This window comes from Streptomyces roseolilacinus (assembly GCF_014649335.1).
GTDB classification, from domain to species: Bacteria; Actinomycetota; Actinomycetes; order Streptomycetales; family Streptomycetaceae; genus Streptomyces; species Streptomyces roseolilacinus.
In genome coordinates this window covers 59,280-77,489 of record NZ_BMSV01000004.1, presented here as the reverse complement: position 1 = coordinate 77,489, position 18,210 = coordinate 59,280, and the positions used below count along the sequence as shown (strand labels likewise).

The following is an 18,210-nucleotide window of genomic DNA, read 5'->3' as shown; positions in this document are numbered from 1 at the left end:
TCACCCCGCCGTGGACGGCCGTCCCGCCGGGTGGTCGGGCGCCGCCGCCGGCGCGGTGCCCCGCACGGGCGCGTCGTTCCACGACATGTGGGCCGACCTGCGCGGGATCGGCCGCGACGCCGCCTCCGGCGGCTACCGCCGCTACGCGTGGACCGGCGCCGACGCCGACTGCCGCACCTGGTTCCAGGAGCAGGCCGAGGCCCGGGGCCTCGCCTACGAGACCGACCGCAACGGCAACCAGTGGGCCTGGCTGGGCGACCCCCGGGGCACGGACGCCGTCGTCACCGGTTCCCACCTGGACTCCGTCCCGGACGGCGGCGCGTTCGACGGCCCCCTCGGCGTCGTCTCGTCGTTCGCCGCCGTCGACGAGCTCCTCCGCCGGGGCGCCGTCCCCACCCGCCCCCTCGCCGTCGTGAACTTCGGCGACGAGGAGGGCGCCCGCTTCGGCCTCGCCTGCGTCGGCTCCCGCCTCACGGCCGGGCAGCTGACCCGGGAGGCCGCCCACGCGCTGCGCGACGGCGACGGGACGAGCCTCCCCGAGGCGATGGAGGCCGCCGGGTACGACCCGTCGGCCATCGGCCCGGACCCGGAGCGCCTCGCCCGCATCGGCGCGTTCGTCGAACTGCACGTCGAGCAGGGGCGGGCCCTGGACCTGTCCGGCGACCCGGTCGGCATCGCCTCCGCGATCTGGCCGCACGGCCGCTGGCGGTACGACTTCCGGGGCGAGGCGAACCACGCCGGCACGACCCGCCTCGCCGACCGCCGCGACCCGATGCTGTCGTACGCCGAGACGGTCCTGGCCGCCCGCCGCGAGGCGGAACTGGCGGGCGCCGTCGCCACGTTCGGCAAGATCGCCGTCGAGCCGAACGGCGTCAACGCCATCCCGTCCCTGGTCCGCGGCTGGCTCGACTCGCGCGCCGCCGACCAGGCGACGCTCGACACCGTCACGGCCGCGGTGGAGGCCGCCGCGCGGGAGGCCGCCGACCGGCAGGGCGTCGACCTCGCCGTCGTACGCGAGTCGTTCACCCCGGTCGTCGAGTTCGCGCACGCCCTGCGCGACGAGCTCGCCGAGCTCCTCGACCGGGGCGGCGACCGCCCGGTGCCGGTCCTGGGCACGGGCGCCGGGCACGACGCGGGCATCCTGTCCGCCTCCGTCCCGACCGCGATGCTGTTCGTCCGCAACCCCACGGGCGTCTCGCACTCCCCGGCCGAGTTCGCCGCCGAGGACGACTGCGTGGCCGGCGTGCGCGCCCTGGCCGACGTACTGGAGGGCCTGGCATGCCGATGACGGCGACGTACTGGCTGGAGCACGCCTGGCTGGGCGACACCGTCGCCCCCGGCGTCACCCTGGACGTGGCGGACGGCCGGATCTCCGCCGTCCGCACCGGCGCGGCCACCCCGCCCCCGGGCGCCGCGCCCCTGCGAGGGCTGACGCTCCCGGGGCTGGCCAACGCCCACTCGCACGCGTTCCACCGGGCCCTGCGCGGACGGGTCCAGGCCGGCCGCGGCACGTTCTGGACGTGGCGGGACACCATGTACCAGGCGGCCTCCCGGCTCACGCCCGACACGTACCGCGCCCTGGCGACGGCCGTGTACGCGGAGATGGCCCTCGCGGGCGTCACCGCGGTCGGCGAGTTCCACTACCTGCACCACGCGCCCGGCGGCACGCCGTACGCCGACCCCAACGCCATGGGGGAGGCGCTGATCGCCGCCGCCGCCGACGCGGGCGTCCGCATCACCCTCCTCGACACCGCCTACCTGTCGTCCGGCTTCGGGGCGCCCCCGAACGAGCACCAGCTGCGCTTCTCCGACGGCACCGCCGACGCGTGGGCCGAGCGCGTGTCCGCCCTGAAGGACACCGGCGACGACGGCGTGCGCGTCGGCGCCGCCATCCACTCCGTGCGCGCCGTCCCCGCCGACCAGCTGGCCACCGTCGCCGACTGGGCGCGCGACCGGCGGGCCCCCCTGCACGTCCACCTCTCCGAGCAGCCCGCCGAGAACGAGGCGTGCCTCGCCGCGCACGGCTGCACCCCGACCCGGCTGCTGGCCGACCGGGGCGCCCTCGGCGAGCGGACGACCGCCGTCCACGCCACCCACCTCACCGACGAGGACATCGCCCTCCTCGGCGGCTCCGCCACCGGCACGTGCATGTGCCCCACCACGGAACGCGACCTCGCCGACGGCATCGGCCCGGCCGTCGCCCTCCAGCAGGCCGGCAGCCCCCTGTCACTGGGGTCCGACAGCCACGCCGTGATCGACCTCCTGGAGGAGGCGCGCGCGATGGAGCTGGACGAGCGGCTGCGCACCCGCGTCCGCGGCAACTGGACCGCGGCCGCGCTGCTCCGCGCGGCGAGCGCCGACGGGCACGCCGCGCTGGGCCGGCCCGACGCGGGCCGCCTGGAGGCGGGCGCGCTCGCCGACTTCACGACGATCGCGCTGGACTCCGTCAGGACGGCCGGGCCGCCACCGCGTCTGGCAGCCGAGACGGCGGTATTCGCCGCGTCGGCCGCGGACGTGCGGCACACGGTCGTGGGCGGCCGCCACGTCGTACGGGACGGGGTCCACGCCCTCGTACCGGACGTGCCGCGGGCGCTGCGGGACGCGATCGCCGCCCTGTACGACTGACCCGGCCGAAGGAGAACTCGCGCACCATGAACAGCGGCAACGAGCCCACGAACAGCGCCCCCGCGACCGCGGGCCCCGACACGACGAACAGCGCCGTCGCACCGGAGGCCACCGCGGCCACGCTCATCACCAACATCGCCGGCCTGGTCACCAACGACCCCCCTCTCGGTGACGGATCCCCCCTCGGACTGATCCGGGACGCGGCGGTCGTCATCGAGGGCGACCGCGTCGTCTGGATCGGTGAGTCCAGCAAAGCACCCGCCACTGACAACCGCGTCGACGTGGGCGGCCGGGCCGTCATCCCCGGATTCGTCGACTCCCACTCGCACCTCGTCTTCGCCGGCGACCGCACCGCCGAGTTCAACGCCCGCATGTCCGGCCGCCCCTACGAGGCGGGCGGCATCCGCACGACGGTGGCCGCGACCCGCGCCGCGACCGACGCCGAACTGGAGGCGAACCTCACCCGCTACCTGCGGGAGGCGCTCCGCCAGGGCACGACGACCTTCGAGACGAAGTCCGGCTACGGCCTGACCGTCGAGGACGAGGCGCGGGCGCTGCGCGTCGCGGCCCGCCACACCGACGAGGTCACCTACCTCGGCGCGCACGTCGTCCCCGCGGAGCACGCCGACGACCCGGCCGCGTACGTGGCCCTGGTCACCGGGGAGATGCTCGACGCGTGCGCGCCGCACGCCCGCTGGATCGACGTGTTCTGCGAGGAGGGCGCCTTCGACGGCGACCAGGCCCGCGCGATCCTCACCGCCGGCAAGGCCCGCGGCCTGCACCCGCGCGTCCACGCCAACCAGCTGTCGTACGGGCCCGGCGTCCGGCTCGCGGTGGAGCTGGACGCGGCGAGCGCCGACCACTGCACGCACCTGACGGACGAGGACGTGGACGCCCTCGCCCACAGCGCGACCGTCGCGACGCTGCTGCCCGGCGCGGAGTTCTCCACGCGCGCGCGGTGGCCCGACGCGCGCCGCCTGCTGGACGCGGGCGCGACGGTGGCGCTGTCCACGGACTGCAACCCCGGCTCGTCGTTCACCTCGTCGATGCCGTTCTGCGTCGCCCTGGCGGTACGGGACATGGGCATGACGCCCGACGAGGCCGTGTGGTCCGCGACGGCGGGCGGCGCGGCGGCCCTCCGCCGCACCGACGTCGGCCGCCTCACCCCCGGCGCCCGCGCCGACCTGGTCGTCCTGGACGCCCCCTCCCACGTGCACCTCGCCTACCGGCCGGGCGTCCCGCTGGTCACCCGGGTCTGGCGCGCGGGCGTCCCCGTCGTCGGCTGAGCGGCGGCAGGACGGCAGGACGGCAGGGCGTCCGGCGCCCGTGCGGCGCATGACACGCGCCGCCCCCGGGGAGCCCGGGGGCGGCGCGGCCCGGACGCCCCTCGACGGCGCGCGCACGAGGGCCGCCCGCGCGCCGTCACCGCGGCGGGAGGACCGCCCGGGAGAGGTGGAGGCGCATCACGCACGGCACGCGGCCGTCCGGGCCGGTGATCCGCGCGACCTCCGCGAGGAACGCCTCGCGCAGCGCCGCCGCGTCCGGCGCGGGCAGCGGCTCCAGGTCGTACAGGCAGGACACGGTCCTCCACACGTCCTCCACGGTCCCGTCGAGTCGCAGCGGCACGGTCCGCCAGGCGACCGGCCCGAAGCCGGCGGCCCGCAGCAGCGCGTCGAGGCCCTCGCGGGTGCGGGTGCGCGGGTCGCCCAGCCTCGGGATGCGCCGCTCGGCGGGCAGGGCGTCCACGGCGGACCGCACCAGCCGCAGGAACCGCTCGTACGCGTCACCGCCGCCGGCGACCGCCCCGCCGCCCACGACGCACGCGAACACGCCGCCCGGCGCGAGGACGCGGGCGACCTCCGCGGCCACCTGTTCCACGTCGCCCATCAGCATCAGCGCCATGTGGGACACGCACGCGTCGAACGTCCCGTCCGCGAAGGGCAGCCGCTGCCCCCGCCCCCGTACCAGCACGGCCCCGGCGGGCACGCCGGCCCGCCCGCGCGCCGCGGCCAGCGCCTCGGCGGACAGGTCCACCCCCGCGAGGACCCGCCCGGCGCCCCCGGCGCCCCCGGCGGCCTCCGGTTCCCCGGCGAAGGACTCCAGCAGCACCCCGTTCCCGCAGCCCAGGTCGAGCACCGCCCGGGCCCCGTGGACCAGGTCCCGCAGCATCGTGTAGCTGGACCGCCCGTCCGGCCCCGTCCCCCGCGCCATGGCCTCCCCGGTGACCCCGGGGCGCTCGGCGTGGAACCGCCGGAGGAACGCCTCTTGTCGCATGGTCGTCGTCATGCCCCCACCCCACCGGCGCCCGGCCCGCGCCGCCCCCGTTTCCGCCGTGCGCGCAAACACCCCGGGGCCCGCCCCGCCCGGCGGGGACGGGCCCCGGAAAGGCGGGGACGGGCCCCGGAAGGCGGGAGCGGGCCCCGGAAAGGCGGGTCACTCCTCCAGGGTCAGGCCCTTGCGGAGCTTCGCCAGGGTGCGGGAGAGCAGCCGGGACACGTGCATCTGCGAGATGTTCAGCTCCTCGCCGATCTGCGACTGGGTGAGCCCGGCGACGAACCGCAGCGAGAGGATCTCGCGGTCCCGCGGCGCCAGCGACGCGATCAGCGGCTTCAGGGACTCGATGTACTCGATGCCCTCCAGCCCGTGGTCCTCGTAGCCGATCCGGTCGGCCAGGGCGCCCTCGGAGTCGTCCTCCTCCGGCTGGGCGTCCAGGGAGCTGGCGGTGTAGGCGTTGCTCGCCGTCATGCCCTCGACGACCTCGTCCTTGCTGATGCCCAGCCGCTCGGCGAGCTCACCGACGGTCGGGGAGCGGTCCAGCTCCTGGGCCAGCTCGTCGCCGGCCTTCGCCAGGTCCAGCCGCAGCTCCTGGAGGCGCCGGGGGACGCGCACCGACCAGGACGTGTCGCGGAAGAACCGCTTGATCTCGCCGATGATCGTCGGCATCGCGAAGGTCGGGAACTCGACCTCGCGGCTCAGTTCGAAGCGGTCGATCGCCTTGATCAGGCCGATGGTGCCGACCTGGATGATGTCCTCCATCGGCTCGCTGCGCGTCCGGAAGCGGGAGGCGGCGAACTTGACCAGGGCGAGGTTCAGCTCGACCAGGGTGTTGCGGACGTACGCGTGTTCGCGGGTCCCCTCCTCGAGGGCCTCGAGCCGGGCGAAGAGCGTCTTGGAGAGCGCTCGCGCGTCGAGGGGTTCGACCTCGTCGTAGGGAGGGATCGGGGGGAGGTCCGAGAGATCGGACGGATCGATCGTGTGGGGGGATGTTGCCGACGCCGCGTTCTGGGTACGCGTTTCGTCGAGCCGGGGTGACATGGTTGTCCTCCATCGTTCTCGGCATATGGCCGCCGATGCCCATACGTCGGATTACGGTGTGCGGCGCCTCCGAGGCCGGCCGTGTCGAGGGGTTGCCCTACTAGCCCTACCCGGTTCGCACGTGCCGGTGCAAGTGGCCGAGACGAACGTCATTTATCCTGTATATACCCTTTGCGGGGGCCTCCGACTACCCGCGAAGAGGAATTCGGCGTAGGGTTCTCCCGACCCAACGGCATCGGCGAAGAGGGGCGGAATGGGCCGCGAGACGGTCGGCAGCGCAAATCAGGGCCGACTTCGTGTAGGGGTCCGGACGGAAGGTTCGAGTGAGATCCTGACGCCGGCGGGTGAGCTCGATCACCACACCGCGGAGTTGCTGCGCGAACCCCTGGAGGCGGCGATCGCCCAGGGCTTCGTGCGCCTGGTGGTCGACTGCTCGGAGCTGGAGTTCTGCGACTCGACCGGACTGAACGTGCTCCTCGGCGCGCGGCTGAAGGCCGAGGCGGCCGGCGGAGCGGTCCACCTGGCCGCGATGCGGCCCGCCGTGGCCCGTGTGTTCGAGATCACCGGGGCCTCCGTGGTCTTCGAGGTGCACGACTCCCTGGAAGCGGCGCTGACGCAGTAGGGCGGCACGCCGGGGCCTCAGGTCGGACACGGTCGATCTGACGGGTGTCGGCCGGGGACGGACGGGCAGAAGAAGCCAGAAGACCCCGCGGTGGGCTGCCGAGGGGGCCACACTCTTTGTAAACGATGTCGATGTCGACGCAATGACGACCTGGTGAATCGGTGAGGTGAAGCGCTGATGGGTGCCACCCAGCAGCAACCGCCGAGCGGCCTCGGCCCCGAGCCGGGCCGCCCCGGCGCCCCCTCCGCACAGCGCGTGGCACCTTACGACGCGTCCGACGAGCGAGACACGCACCGTGAGACGCGCCGCCTCTCGCTGGACGGAGCGAGCGGCATCGTCCCGCTCGCCCGCGACTTCACCCGTCAGGCGCTCTACGACTGGGGCTGGCTCCCCGCCGCCACCGCCGACCGCCGTGCCGCCGCCGAGGACGTGCTGCTGGTCGTCTCCGAACTCGTCACCAACGCCTGCCTCCACGCGGACGGCCCCGAGGAGCTGCGGGTCTCGCTGAGGGCCAAGGTGCTGCGCCTGGAGGTCGAGGACCGCGGCGCCGGGCAGCCCGCGCCGCGCACCCCCCACCGCGCCGGCCGGCCCGGCGGGCACGGCATGTTCATCGTGCAGCGCCTCTGCCTCGACTGGGGCGTCACGAGGGCGTCGGAAGCGCCCGGGAAGACCGTCTGGGCGGAGTTGGCAGCGCCAGCGTAAGCAACTGTCCGGAAACGGTACGTATACGAAAGATTACGAAAGGACGTGTTCTGTAGGGCGTCCTCGTGGCGTAGTGTGCCCTCGCGTGAAGGAATTGTGTGAACCGCCACACCGACCCGGGCGGGGAGCACGGTTTTCCGAGCCTGGGGGGGCGTACGAATCTTGGGAGACACCGGAACCCACGGAGTCCGCACCACACGCCTGACATCCGTCCGTGACGTCGCGCAAAGCAGGCGTCGCACGTCCACGGGCCGCCGCGCCAAGCCGCGGTGGTACCTGCCGGCCGTCCTCGGCGCCGACGCCGCCGTCACCGCCGCGTCCGTCGCCCTGGTCCTCGGCCGGGCCGGGCAGCCGTACCCGCTGCGGACCGCCGCCGTCGCCACCGCGACCTGGCTCACCGTCCGGGCGCTCCGGCGCCGCTACCGGATCGACGAACTCGGCGAGTCGCGCGGGGCGTTACCCGTCCTGCACGACTGGCTGATCCTGGTGGCCGCGCTCGCCGTCCTCGGCGTCGCCACCGCCCACCCCCCGCAGCCGTACCCGGCGCTCGTCGCGCTCGTGCCCTGCCTGGTGGGAGCGGTGGTGTGCCGGCGGCGGCTCCACCGCCACCTCACCGAGGCCCGGCGCGCCGCCGAGGCCGTCGACCGGGTGCTCGTCGTCGGCGAGCCGGGCGTCCTGGAGGGCGCCGTCCAGCGCCTGGCGTCGCGCACGGACCACCCGTACGCCGTGGTCGGCACCGTCCTCGCCGGGGACGGCGCCCCCACCGGCGAGACGGCCGCCGCCGACCGGCTCGGTCCCGACCTGGACGGCCGCACGGCCGGGCACCGGCTGGTCGAAGCCGCCCGCCGCCACCGCGCCGAGCTGGTGCTGCTCGCCCCCGGCGCGTGCCTCACCGGGGACCGGCTGCGCGAGCTGTGCTGGGCGCTCCACGACGCCGGCCTGGAGGTCGCGCTCACCCCCGGCCTGGTCGAGACGTCCGTGAAGCGGCTGACGGCCACCTCCGTCGCCGGACTCGCCGTCCTGCGCGTCGAACCGCCGCTCGGCCCGGGCGCGCAGGCCGCCCTGAAGTCCGCCGTCGACCGCTGCGGCGCCGCCCTCGGCGTGGTGCTGCTGGCCCCGCTGCTGCTCCTGCTCGCCCTGCTCATACGGCTGGACTCGCCCGGGCCCGCGCTCTACCGGCAGCGCCGGGTGGGCCGGGACCAGGAGATTTTCACCATGTGGAAGTTCCGCAGCATGGTCACCGACGCCGACCGCCGCAAGGGCGACCTCGCCCCGCGCAACGAGTGCGACGGGCTGATGTTCAAGATGCGCCGCGACCCGCGCGTCACGCGCGTGGGGCGCTTCCTGCGCCGCACGTCCCTGGACGAGCTGCCGCAGCTGTTCAACGTCCTCCGGGGTGACATGTCCCTGGTGGGTCCGCGCCCGCCGCTGCCCGAGGAGGTCGCGGACTACGACGCGACGGCGCTGCGCCGCCTGCGGGTGAGGCCCGGCATGACGGGGCTGTGGCAGGTCAGCGGCCGCTCCGACCTGTCCTGGGACGAAACGATTCAGCTCGACCTGCACTACGTCGACAACTGGTCGTTCAGCAGCGACCTCGACGTGATGAGCCGCACGCTCCGGGCCGTCGTCGACGGCCGCGGAGCGTACTGAGGGTGCCGGGATGGCGCGGTCAGCCGTCCGCGGGGCGCCCGTCCACCGCGCCGCCCCCGCCCCGCCGGGCCAGCCACCACGCGTACGTCGCGGCGATGCCCTCCCGCAGCGGGACGCGGGGCCGCCAGCCGAGCTCCGTCAGCCGGGAGACGTCCAGCAGCTTGCGGGGCGTGCCGTCGGGCTTGCCGGTGTCCCAGGCGATCCGGCCGGTGAAGCCGGTCACCCCGGCGATCGTCTCCGCCAGCTCGCGGATCGTCAGGTCCTGCCCGCAGCCGACGTTGACCGGCGCGTCGCCGTCGTACGCCGCCAGGAGCGTCGCGCAGGCGTCCGCCAGGTCGTCGACGTGCAGGAACTCCCGGCGCGGGGTGCCCGAACCCCACAGCGTCACCTCCTCGCGGCCGGCCTCGCGCGCCTCGTGGAAGCGGCGCACCAGGGCCGGCAGGACGTGCGAGGTCTCCAGGTCGAAGTTGTCGCCCGGGCCGTACAGGTTCGTCGGCATCGCCGAGATGTACGCGGCGCCGAACTGCCGTCGGTACGACTGGACCTGGCAGATGCCGGCGATCTTCGCCAGCGCGTACGGCTCGTTGGTGGGCTCCAGCGGGCCGGTCAGCAGCGCGTCCTCCCGGATGGGCTGCGGCGCGTGCTTGGGGTAGATGCACGACGAGCCGAGGAACAGCAGCCGTGGCACCCGGGCCGCGTGCGCGCCCGCGATCACGCTGAGCTGGATGCGCAGGTTGTCCTCCAGGAACGGCACGGGCTGCGTGCTGTTCGCGAGGATGCCGCCGACCTTGGCGGCGGCCAGGACCACCGCGTCGGGCCGCACGTCCGCCAGGAACGCGGCGGTGCCGTCGGCGTCGCGGAGGTCGAGCGCCGCGCGGTCACGGGTGATCACCTCGTGCCCGTCGGCGGCCAGCCGGCGGACCATCGCGGACCCCACGAGTCCGCGGTGGCCCGCGACGAATATCCGCGCCTGCCGCGGCAGGTACGGCGACGACGGGGCGGGGGGCGGCGGGGCCGCCGGCGAGTCGGTCATGGGCCGGATCATGCCAGGAGCGACCGCGCGACCCACGCCCTTCGCCCTGATCCACGCACACCACGCAGCGGAACGACGGGGACGGGGCCGACGCGCGGCTCCTCCGGGAGGGGAAGCCACACATGAGCAGGACCGCACTGATCACGGGGGTCACCGGCCAGGACGGGTCGTACCTGTCCGAGCTGCTGCTGTCGAAGGGGTACACGGTGCACGGCCTGGTGCGCCGCTCGTCCACCTTCAACACCGAGCGGATCGACCACATCTACCAGGGTCCGCAGGAGTCCGGCCGGTCGTTCGTGCTGCACCACGCCGACCTGTCCGACGGGGTGGCGCTGGTGAACCTGCTGCGCGAGATACGCCCCGACGAGGTGTACAACCTGGGCGCCCAGTCCCACGTCCGCGTCTCCTTCGACGCGCCCCTCTACACCGGGGACGTCACCGGCCTCGGCGCGCTGCGGCTGCTGGAGGCGATCCGGGCGTCGGGCGTCGACACCCGCGTCTACCAGGCGTCGTCGTCGGAGATGTTCGGCGCGACCCCGCCCCCGCAGAACGAGCGGACGCCGTTCCACCCGCGCAGCCCGTACGGCGTGGCCAAGGTCTACGGCTACTGGGCCACGGTCAACTACCGCGAGGCGTACGGGATGTACGCGGTCAACGGCATCCTCTTCAACCACGAGTCCCCGCGCCGCGGCGAGACCTTCGTGACCCGCAAGATCACGCGGGCGGTCGCCCGGATCAAGGCGGGCCTACAGGGCGAGCTGTACCTCGGCAACCTCGACGCCGTCCGCGACTGGGGGTACGCCCCCGAGTACGTCGACGCGATGTGGCGGATGCTCCAGCAGGACGAGCCGACCGACTACGTCGTCGCGACCGGCGTCGCGGCCACCGTCCGCCAGTTCCTGGAGACGGCCTTCGGCCACGCGGACCTCGACTGGCGGGAGTACGTCCGCCACGACGCCAAGTACGAGCGCCCCAGCGAGGTCGACGCGCTGATCGGCGACGCCGGCAAGGCGGAGGAGATCCTCGGCTGGAAGCCCGAGGTGCGGGTCGACGAACTCGCCCGGATCATGGTCGACGCCGACATCCGCCAGGTCCGCGACGAACTGGCCGGCGCCACGGTCCGCGTCGACCGCTGAGTCACCGCCCGTGAATTTACGGGGAGTTGGCCAGAAATGGCCCAAGGAGCGCTACTCTACGGCTCATTCACTCTTTTGGGCGATCAGCCGGGCGCCCGGAACGCGCCCGCGACCGCTCACGGCGTCCGGGCGTCCGGTCTTGGGGGGTACATGAAGAGATCCAGAGGGCTGCGCGCCGCCCTCGCCCTGTCCCTGGCGGCCGGCCTGGGGGCGGTCACCGCCCCGCAGGCCGCCGCGGTCACCGAACCGGTGGCCTTCACCGCGGACGACCTGCCCACCTGGCAGACCGACGGCATCGTCTGGGCCCTCGCCCAGGCGGGCGGCGTGGTCTTCGCCGGCGGCACGTTCTCCACCGTACGGCCCCCCGAAGGAGCGGCCGGGACCGAGCGGCGGGCGCTGAACTTCGCGGCACTGGACGCCGCGACCGGCGCCCCCACCGACTGCGCCCTGTCCTTCACGGTCTCCTCCGGCACCGCCACCGTGCGCGCCCTGACCGTGTCACCGGACCAGCGCACCCTGTACGTGGGCGGCTACTTCGGCGCGGTCAACGGCATGCCCGTGTCCAGCGCCGCCGCCATCGACATCGCCACCTGCACTCCGAAGGACGGCTTCAACGCCGCCTTCCCCGCCACCGTCCGCGCCCTCGCCGTCACCGGGGACACCGTGTACGCGGCCGGCGACTTCGGGCAGGTCAACGGCCAGACACGGCAGCGGTTCGCCGCGGTCGACGCCACGACGGGCGCCCTGCGGCCGTTCCGCGCCGACGCCGACGAACCGGGCCGCGCCATCGAGATCACCCCCGACGGGCGGCACGCCCTGCTCGGCGGCGACTTCTTCACCGTCAACGGGGCCGACTCGCACGCCCTCGCCGTCGTCGACGCCACCACCGGCGCCAACGCCAAGACCTACCCGGGCTTCATCATGAACAGCTCGGTCGTCAAGGACATCGACACCGACGCCACCGGCTTCTACACCGCCCACGAGGGCACCGGCGGCTTCGACGGCCGGATCGCCCTGGAGCTGAATGGCTTCGGGCAGCGCTGGCGGGACACCTGCCTGGGCGCGACGCAGGCGGTCGAATCCCACAAGGGCGTGCTGTACAGCGCGTCGCACGCACACGACTGCGGCCTCGTCGGGGAGTTCCCCGACGGGCGGCGCTACCACTTCCTGGCACAGCCCACGACCTCGGTCGGCAAGCTCGGCTGGTTCCCGGACAGCAACGACGGGATCGGCGAGGGCATCGGCCCGCGGGTGATCACGATCGCCGCCAAGAACGGCGTCGAGTACCTCTGGTCCGGAGGCGAGTTCACCACCGTCAACGGCGCCCCCGCCCAGGGCCTCACCCGCTTCGCCTCCACCGGCGACACCGGCCGGCCCACCACACCCGTCGCGAGCGCGGCCGGCGTGAGACCCGGCGAGATCCACGTCCGCTGGCGCACCAGCCTCGACCTGGACGACAGCCGCCTGACGTACAAGGTGTACCGGGACGGCTCGGCCACCCCGGTCGCCACCGTCAACGCCGACTCGCTGCCCTGGCACCGCCCGCAGGCGTCGTTCACCGACACCGGCCTGACCCCCGGCACCACCCACACCTACCGGGTCACCGCCACGGACGGCGCGGGCAACGTCAGCGGTCCGTCCGCCACGGTCACCGCCACGGTCGCGGTCTCCGCACAGCCCTACGCCTCCCAGGTCATCGCGGACGGCGCCCAGCTGTACTGGCGGTACGACGACACGGTCACCCCGTACGTCGCGGACTCCTCCACCGGCAACACCAGCGGCCTCCAGGCCGGCGCGCCCACCCAGGGACAGCCCGGCGTCATCGCCGACGGCAGCAGGTCGTTCGCCTTCGACGGCGTCGACGCCAAGATCCACAGCGACCGCCGCGTCACCGTCGGCGACGCGTACACCCTCGAGACGTGGTTCAAGACCACCACGACACGCGGCGGCAAACTGATCGGGTTCGGCAACAACACCACCCGCAACAGCGGCCGCTACGACAAGCACATCTACATGAACAACTGGGGCCAGCTGTACTTCGGCGCCTACGACGGCGGAACCCGCTACCTCAACACCCCGACCGCCTACAACGACGGCAAGTGGCACCACGTCGTCGGCACCCAGGGCCCCGGCGGCATGAGCCTGTACGTCGACGGCAAGCGCGTCGGCAGCAACGGCTACTCCGGCCACGAACGGTACGCCGGCTACTGGCACATCGGCGGCGACGCCGTCGGCAACTGGCCGTCCCGCCCGACCAGCAACCACTTCGCCGGCCAGCTCGACGAGACCGCCGTCTACCCCACCGCGCTCACCGCCACCCAGATCGCCGGCCACCACGCGCGCGCCTCCCAGAAGGGCGACACGGTCACCACCGTGCAGCCGACCGCCGACACGTACGTCAACGCCGGCTCCACCGGCACCAACTACGGCACCGCGACCTCCCTCGCCGTGCGCGGCAGCGCCGCCTACGAGACGTACCTCCGCTTCCCGCTGCCCGCCGCCCCCGCCGGTACGCGGCTCACCGGGGCGGCACTGGAGGTCCGCACCGACTCGTCGTCGACGGCCGGATCCACCGACCCCGTGCTGGTCCGCCCGGTCACGGCGGCCTGGTCGGAGAACGAGGTCACCCACGCGTCCAGACCGGCCGTCGGCACCCAGCTCCTGGGCACCCTCACCCCACCGGCCGGCCCGAGCGGCAGCGCCTCCGTCCAACTGGACCGGGCCGCCGTCGGCGCCGCGCTGGGCGGCGACTACAGCCTGGCCCTGACCGGCGAGGGCACCGACGCGCTGTGGCTGTGGTCGCACGAGGCACCGGCGGCGGAGGGCACGCCTCGACTGATCCTCACCTTTTCGCCCCTCTGAATAGGCTCGTTCCGCCTCCGGGGCGCTTTCAGCGGGTGTCGGGAAGTCGACCGTGCTCGGCCCTTCGTTCCTCAGGGCCTCCGCGCGCTCGTCTTCCCGACACCCGCGCGCCCCTTCGGCTCCACGAGCGGCCCAATGGGGCGTCCTCCCCCTCCCGGGTGCAGGTGGGCCTCGCCCACGGGGGGCGCCGTGACCGTCACGTACTCATCGACCAGGAGCGACACATGCGCACCCACCTCCGTCGTCCCGCCGCCGTCTCGTTGCTGCTGGTGGGGGTGGTCGTCGTGGCCGGATGCTCCTCCGGTGACGACCCCGGCCGTACGGAGGCGGCGGCCCCCTCGGCGTCCGCGCCGGGCCTCTCCGCGGCCGACCGCCTCGCGGGGGAGCAGGACGGCACGGCCACCCACGGCCCCACCGCCGGCCCGACCGCCGGTCCCACCGCCGCCCCCGCGCCCGGCGGGTCCGTCCCGGTCGGGCCCGTACGGCCGGACGCGGCGCTCACCCCCGCCACCGGCTCCTTCACCCAGCGGGAGAAGGAGTACCTCAGCGGCCGGGTGCCCCGGACCGTCGACCCCGCCGCCGTCCTCGACGTCGGCAAGGAGACCTGCCAGCGGATCGCCCGCACCGCCAAGCACGACAAGGACGCCGCCGCCGCGGCCGTCGTCGCCGGGGACCTCCGCGACGCCGGCGACGCCGTCACCCACCTGTGCCCCGACCAGCGCCCCGTCCTCGACGCGGCCGCGGGCGGCTACCCGGACGGCACCCACGCCTCCCCGGCCGCCGGCCGCTACCGGACCGCGTCCGCCCGCCCCGGCTGCTCCTGGCAGGTCACCGATGCCCAGGGCACCCAGCTGGCCGGCGGCCCGGCACCCGGCGCCGCCGGCGACCGGCACACCCTGACCGTCCCGCCCGGCGCCGCCCGGTTCGTCTCCACCGGCTGCTACGCCTGGCTGCGCGCCTGACCGCCCGCCGCCCGGCCGTACACGGCCAGCAGCTCGTCCACCACGGCGTCCAGGGAGAAGGCCGACCCGGCCAGCGCGTGCGCCGCCGCCGAGGACTCCCCGGCGGCCGTCGGCTCCAGCAGCTCCAGCACGGCGCCCGCGAGACCCGACGCGTCCGCCACGACCCGGCCCGCACCCGCCTCCCGGACCGCCGACGCCAGCCCGTTCGACACGGTCACCACGGCCGGGGTGCCCACGGACAGCGACTCCAGGACCGACATCGGGAACGGCTCGTCCACCGACGGCAGCACGTACACGTGCGCCCGGCGCAGCTCGTCCAGCACCTGGTCGGGGGCCAGCGCCCCCACGAAGGTGACGCGCTCCCGCAGCCCCAGCCCGTCGACCAGCGCGCGCACGGCCGGCAGCTCGCCCTCGTCGGGACCGGCGACGACGAACCGCGCGTCCGGGTGGTGGCGCAGCACCTCCGGCACGGCCGCCACGAAGTCGCGCGGCCGCTTGCGGGCCTGGAGCCGCGCCGCGTACAGGATCCTCGGCGGCCCCTCCGGCGCGGGGCGCGGCTCCTGCCGGGGGACCCCGTTGACCAGGCGCACCGCGTGCGGCAGGGGCGCCCCGGCGACCGCGTCCAGGTCGCGCCGCTCGTGCCCGGTCAGGTACAGCACCGCGGCGGCGCCGCGCAGCGCCCGCCGCACGGCCAGCGCGTCGAGGACCTTCGCGAGGAGCCTGCCGCTGAGATCGACCATGCCGTGCGTCTGCAGCACCAGCGGTACCCGCGCGCGCAGCGCCGCCAGCGCCACGGGCAGCGTCACCAGGTCACGGGCCAGGTGCACGTGGACGACGTCCGCGCCGCGCACCAGCCGCCCCGCCCGGGCCAGCAGCGCCGGCGAGGTGAGGCCGCTGAAGCCGAGCGGCAGCACCCGGCGCGCCGGGTACAGCCGGGCGGGCACACCCTCCACGTCGGTGGGCGGCACGGGACCGAAACCGTCGGCCAGGGCCAGCAGGCGCGGCTCGTGGCCCCGGTCGCGCAACCCGTGCGCCAGGTTCAGGGCGACCCGGACGGGACCGCCGAACGCACCGGTGGGGGAGTGCAGGGTGACGGCGTGCAGGACGCGCAGGGGCGCGGTCACCTGGGCTCCTCGACGGGGCGGCGCGTACCGTCCGCGGTGTGCAGGGTCAGCTCCGGCAGGTCCCGGTGGAGCACGGCGCCGGCACCGACGACGGCGTGGCGGCCCACCCGGGTGCCGGCGAGGACGGTGGCGCGGGCGGCGACCCAGGCGCCGTCCTCGACCGTGATGGGCGCGTTGCGGTACCGGAAGTCGGCGGCGCGGTGGTCGTGGCCGCCGGTGCACAGCAGCGCCTCCTGCGAGACGCACACGTGGGCGCCGAGCGTGACCGGCTCCAGGTTGAGCAGCCAGGCGCCCTCGCCGATCCAGGTGTGGTCGCCGACGGTCAGCTTCCAGGGCCACAGGACGCGCACCCGGTGCCGTATCAGCACGTTCTCGCCGACCGTCGCGCCGAACGCGCGCAGCAGGGCCACCCGCAGCCGGGCCGGGCACCACCAGGTCGTGAAGACCAGGTTCAGCACCGCGAACCACAGCGCCTGGGTCAGCCGGCCCCGGCCCTTGTCGTACCCGGCCAGCGTGAACGCGGACAGGTCGCGCATGGTGCCGGTCTCCCCCCTGTGACCCCACTGCGGAATGACCATCAGATTAACGGCTCTACTGCCTTGATCCCAGGGCGCGTTCGGACCGTCTCGTTAGACTGCGCGGGACACGGCGGCGGGGGGTGGGGAGTGACGGTCGACACGACGCCCCGCGCCGCGCCGCGCGCCGCCTTGCTGCCGCCGCCCTTCCGGCCGCGGACGCTGCTGTCCAGGGCGCTCTCCGTACCGCTCGTCCTCGGCCTGTCGTGCTTCCTGCCGCTGGTCGTGGTCTCCCAGCCGGGCGAGGGCCCCCGCGACGCGGCGTTCTGGCTCCAGTGCGTCCTGACCGTCTACTGCGGCGTGCGGCTGTCCGCGATGGTGCTCACCGCCCGCCGCAAGCTGCTCCAGGCGACGTTCTGGATGTTCTGCTACATGGCGATGGGCGTCGCCCCGCTCGCCCAGGCGGTCCTCGGCCGCGTCCCCACCCCGGTCGTCGGCCCCCGCGAGGACCTGGTCCAGGCCGTCGCGCTGATCCTGCTGGGCTGCTTCGCCTTCGACGTGGGCGCCCTGCTCGCCCGGTACCGCGCCCGCCGGCGCCGCCGGGGCCGCGCCGCGGACCGGGGTGGCGCCCCCGGGGCCCGGCCGCTGCTGGTCCACCGCCGGCGCCTGCCGCTGCTGGTGCTGGCCGCCTTCGCCTGCGGCGGCCTGCTCGTCGTCAAGCTCGGCGGGCCCGCCGTCTTCTTCAGCAGCCGGCAGGAGATCATCGCCGGCATCGAGGACGCCGGCGTCTCCGGCGACGGCTCCCAGGCCGGCCAGGCGTTCCTGCGCGGCTTCGGCACCGTGCCGCCGCTCATCGCCCTCCTCGTGTACACGCGCCGGCTGGTCACCTCCCGGCGGGCCCGCCGCGCCTGGTCGGTCGTCACGGTGTTCGGCGCCCTCGTCGTCCTCAACGCCGTCGTGAACAACCCGGTCTCCAACCCGCGGTACTGGTTCCTGACGGTGCTGTTCGCGCTGCTGTTCACCGCCTTCCCGGTGAGCGCCGTCATGTACCGGGCGTCGCTGAGCCTCGGCGTGGTCGTCGCGCTGCTCGTCTTCCCGTTCGCCGACCGCTTCCGGTACGACGAGGACAACACCCGGCAGATCGAGACGACGTCGTTCCTGGAGCCGCTGGCGCTCAAGGACTACGACCAGGTCGGCATGTTCGCCAACACGATCACGTACGTGGAGTCCGGGCAGGGCCACACCTACGGCCGCCAGTTCGCCGGCTCGCTGCTGTTCGCCGTGCCCCGCTCGGTGTGGGCGGGCAAGCCGTCCGACACGGGGGTGATGGTCGGCGAGTGGATGGGCGCCGTCAACACCAACCTGTCGTCCCCGGTGTGGGCGGAGCTGTGGATCGACTTCGGGCCCGTCGGCATGACCGCCGGCATGGCCACCGTCGGGTACGCCGCCGCCCGCGTCGACCGGCGCGTGGCGCGCCGCGCCGTACGGGGCTCGCCGTCGGGCGGCCTGCTGCTGATCGCGGCGCCGCTGCTGGCGGGGTACTCCTTCATCCTCGTGCGCGGCCCGCTCCTCCAGGCCACCGGCAAGGTCGCGATCGCCGTCCTGTGCCTCGCGCTCGTCGCCACGCACCGCCGCGACCGGGGGGCCCGGCTCGACTGACCGGC

15 protein-coding genes are annotated in these 18,210 nt (G+C 74.7%); 10 read left to right on the top strand and 5 right to left on the bottom strand.

Features of this window, described 5'->3' with window-relative positions:
* Nucleotides 1-85 precede the first annotated feature (85 nt).
* Genes IE106_RS10605 through hutI form a run of 3 tightly spaced genes read left to right on the top strand, consistent with a single transcriptional unit; the run spans nt 86 to nt 3,911 of the window.
* Nucleotides 86-1,288, top strand: a complete 1,203-nt coding sequence (locus tag IE106_RS10605; protein ID WP_189533141.1) for an allantoate amidohydrolase — start codon at nt 86-88, stop codon at nt 1,286-1,288.
* Nucleotides 1,279-2,625 (top strand): formimidoylglutamate deiminase, encoded by a 1,347-nt coding sequence (locus tag IE106_RS10600; RefSeq protein ID WP_189532380.1) that lies wholly within the window; start codon nt 1,279-1,281, stop codon nt 2,623-2,625. Before IE106_RS10605 ends, IE106_RS10600 begins: the two co-directional genes overlap by 10 nt.
* Before the next feature lie 26 nt (nt 2,626-2,651).
* A complete protein-coding gene (gene hutI / locus IE106_RS10595) occupies nt 2,652-3,911 on the top strand; it encodes an imidazolonepropionase (protein ID WP_189532379.1) in 1,260 nt (419 codons plus the stop codon).
* 136 nt (nt 3,912-4,047) lie between these two features.
* On the opposite strand, the gene IE106_RS10590 is transcribed toward hutI, so the two are convergent.
* Together IE106_RS10590 and IE106_RS10585 are read right to left on the bottom strand one after the other, a co-directional pair.
* Nucleotides 4,048-4,911, bottom strand: a complete 864-nt coding sequence (locus IE106_RS10590) for a class I SAM-dependent methyltransferase (protein ID WP_189532378.1) — start codon at nt 4,909-4,911, stop codon at nt 4,048-4,050.
* Nucleotides 4,912-5,058: 147 nt separating this feature from the next.
* The gene (locus tag IE106_RS10585; RefSeq protein ID WP_189532377.1) at nt 5,059-5,940 is read right to left on the bottom strand and encodes an RNA polymerase sigma factor SigF; all 882 of its coding nucleotides are present in this window, start codon (nt 5,938-5,940) and stop codon (nt 5,059-5,061) included.
* Nucleotides 5,941-6,193: 253 nt separating this feature from the next.
* On the opposite strand from IE106_RS10585, the gene IE106_RS10580 reads away from it, so the two are divergent.
* From IE106_RS10580 to IE106_RS10570, 3 genes are all read left to right on the top strand, one after another.
* Complete coding sequence (locus IE106_RS10580; RefSeq protein ID WP_189532376.1) at nt 6,194-6,562, top strand: STAS domain-containing protein; 369 nt, start codon at nt 6,194-6,196, stop codon at nt 6,560-6,562.
* A gap of 177 nt (nt 6,563-6,739) precedes the next feature.
* A complete protein-coding gene (locus tag IE106_RS10575; protein WP_189532375.1) occupies nt 6,740-7,264 on the top strand; it encodes an ATP-binding protein in 525 nt (174 codons plus the stop codon).
* A gap of 162 nt (nt 7,265-7,426) precedes the next feature.
* Nucleotides 7,427-8,914: a sugar transferase gene (locus IE106_RS10570; RefSeq protein WP_229840262.1), complete on the top strand. Its 1,488-nt coding sequence runs from the start codon at nt 7,427-7,429 to the stop codon at nt 8,912-8,914.
* Nucleotides 8,915-8,933: 19 nt separating this feature from the next.
* On the opposite strand, the gene IE106_RS10565 is transcribed toward IE106_RS10570, so the two are convergent.
* Nucleotides 8,934-9,947 (bottom strand): GDP-L-fucose synthase family protein, encoded by a 1,014-nt coding sequence (locus IE106_RS10565; protein ID WP_189532374.1) that lies wholly within the window; start codon nt 9,945-9,947, stop codon nt 8,934-8,936.
* A 122-nt stretch (nt 9,948-10,069) separates the two neighbouring features.
* Between IE106_RS10565 and gmd the strand changes: the two genes are divergently transcribed.
* From gmd to IE106_RS30670, 3 genes are all read left to right on the top strand, one after another.
* The gene (gene gmd, locus IE106_RS10560; RefSeq protein WP_189532371.1) at nt 10,070-11,083 is read left to right on the top strand and encodes a GDP-mannose 4,6-dehydratase; all 1,014 of its coding nucleotides are present in this window, start codon (nt 10,070-10,072) and stop codon (nt 11,081-11,083) included.
* A 150-nt stretch (nt 11,084-11,233) separates the two neighbouring features.
* Nucleotides 11,234-13,945 (top strand): CBM96 family carbohydrate-binding protein, encoded by a 2,712-nt coding sequence (locus IE106_RS10555; RefSeq protein WP_189532369.1) that lies wholly within the window; start codon nt 11,234-11,236, stop codon nt 13,943-13,945.
* A 224-nt stretch (nt 13,946-14,169) separates the two neighbouring features.
* Nucleotides 14,170-14,907 carry a hypothetical protein gene (locus tag IE106_RS30670; RefSeq protein WP_189532368.1) on the top strand — a complete coding sequence of 246 codons (738 nt, stop codon included), beginning with the start codon at nt 14,170-14,172 and terminating at the stop codon, nt 14,905-14,907.
* Here IE106_RS30670 and IE106_RS10545 read toward each other — a convergent pair.
* The gene (locus IE106_RS10545; RefSeq protein ID WP_189533137.1) at nt 14,886-16,019 is read right to left on the bottom strand and encodes a glycosyltransferase; all 1,134 of its coding nucleotides are present in this window, start codon (nt 16,017-16,019) and stop codon (nt 14,886-14,888) included. The two genes, IE106_RS30670 and IE106_RS10545, sit on opposite strands and share 22 nt — an antisense overlap.
* Before the next feature lie 8 nt (nt 16,020-16,027).
* Nucleotides 16,028-16,567 carry a WcaF family extracellular polysaccharide biosynthesis acetyltransferase gene (locus tag IE106_RS10540; protein ID WP_189532365.1) on the bottom strand — a complete coding sequence of 180 codons (540 nt, stop codon included), beginning with the start codon at nt 16,565-16,567 and terminating at the stop codon, nt 16,028-16,030.
* Nucleotides 16,568-16,696: 129 nt separating this feature from the next.
* On the opposite strand from IE106_RS10540, the gene IE106_RS10535 reads away from it, so the two are divergent.
* Nucleotides 16,697-18,205 carry a hypothetical protein gene (locus IE106_RS10535; RefSeq protein ID WP_373295933.1) on the top strand — a complete coding sequence of 503 codons (1,509 nt, stop codon included), beginning with the start codon at nt 16,697-16,699 and terminating at the stop codon, nt 18,203-18,205.
* Nucleotides 18,206-18,210: the final 5 nt, after the last annotated feature.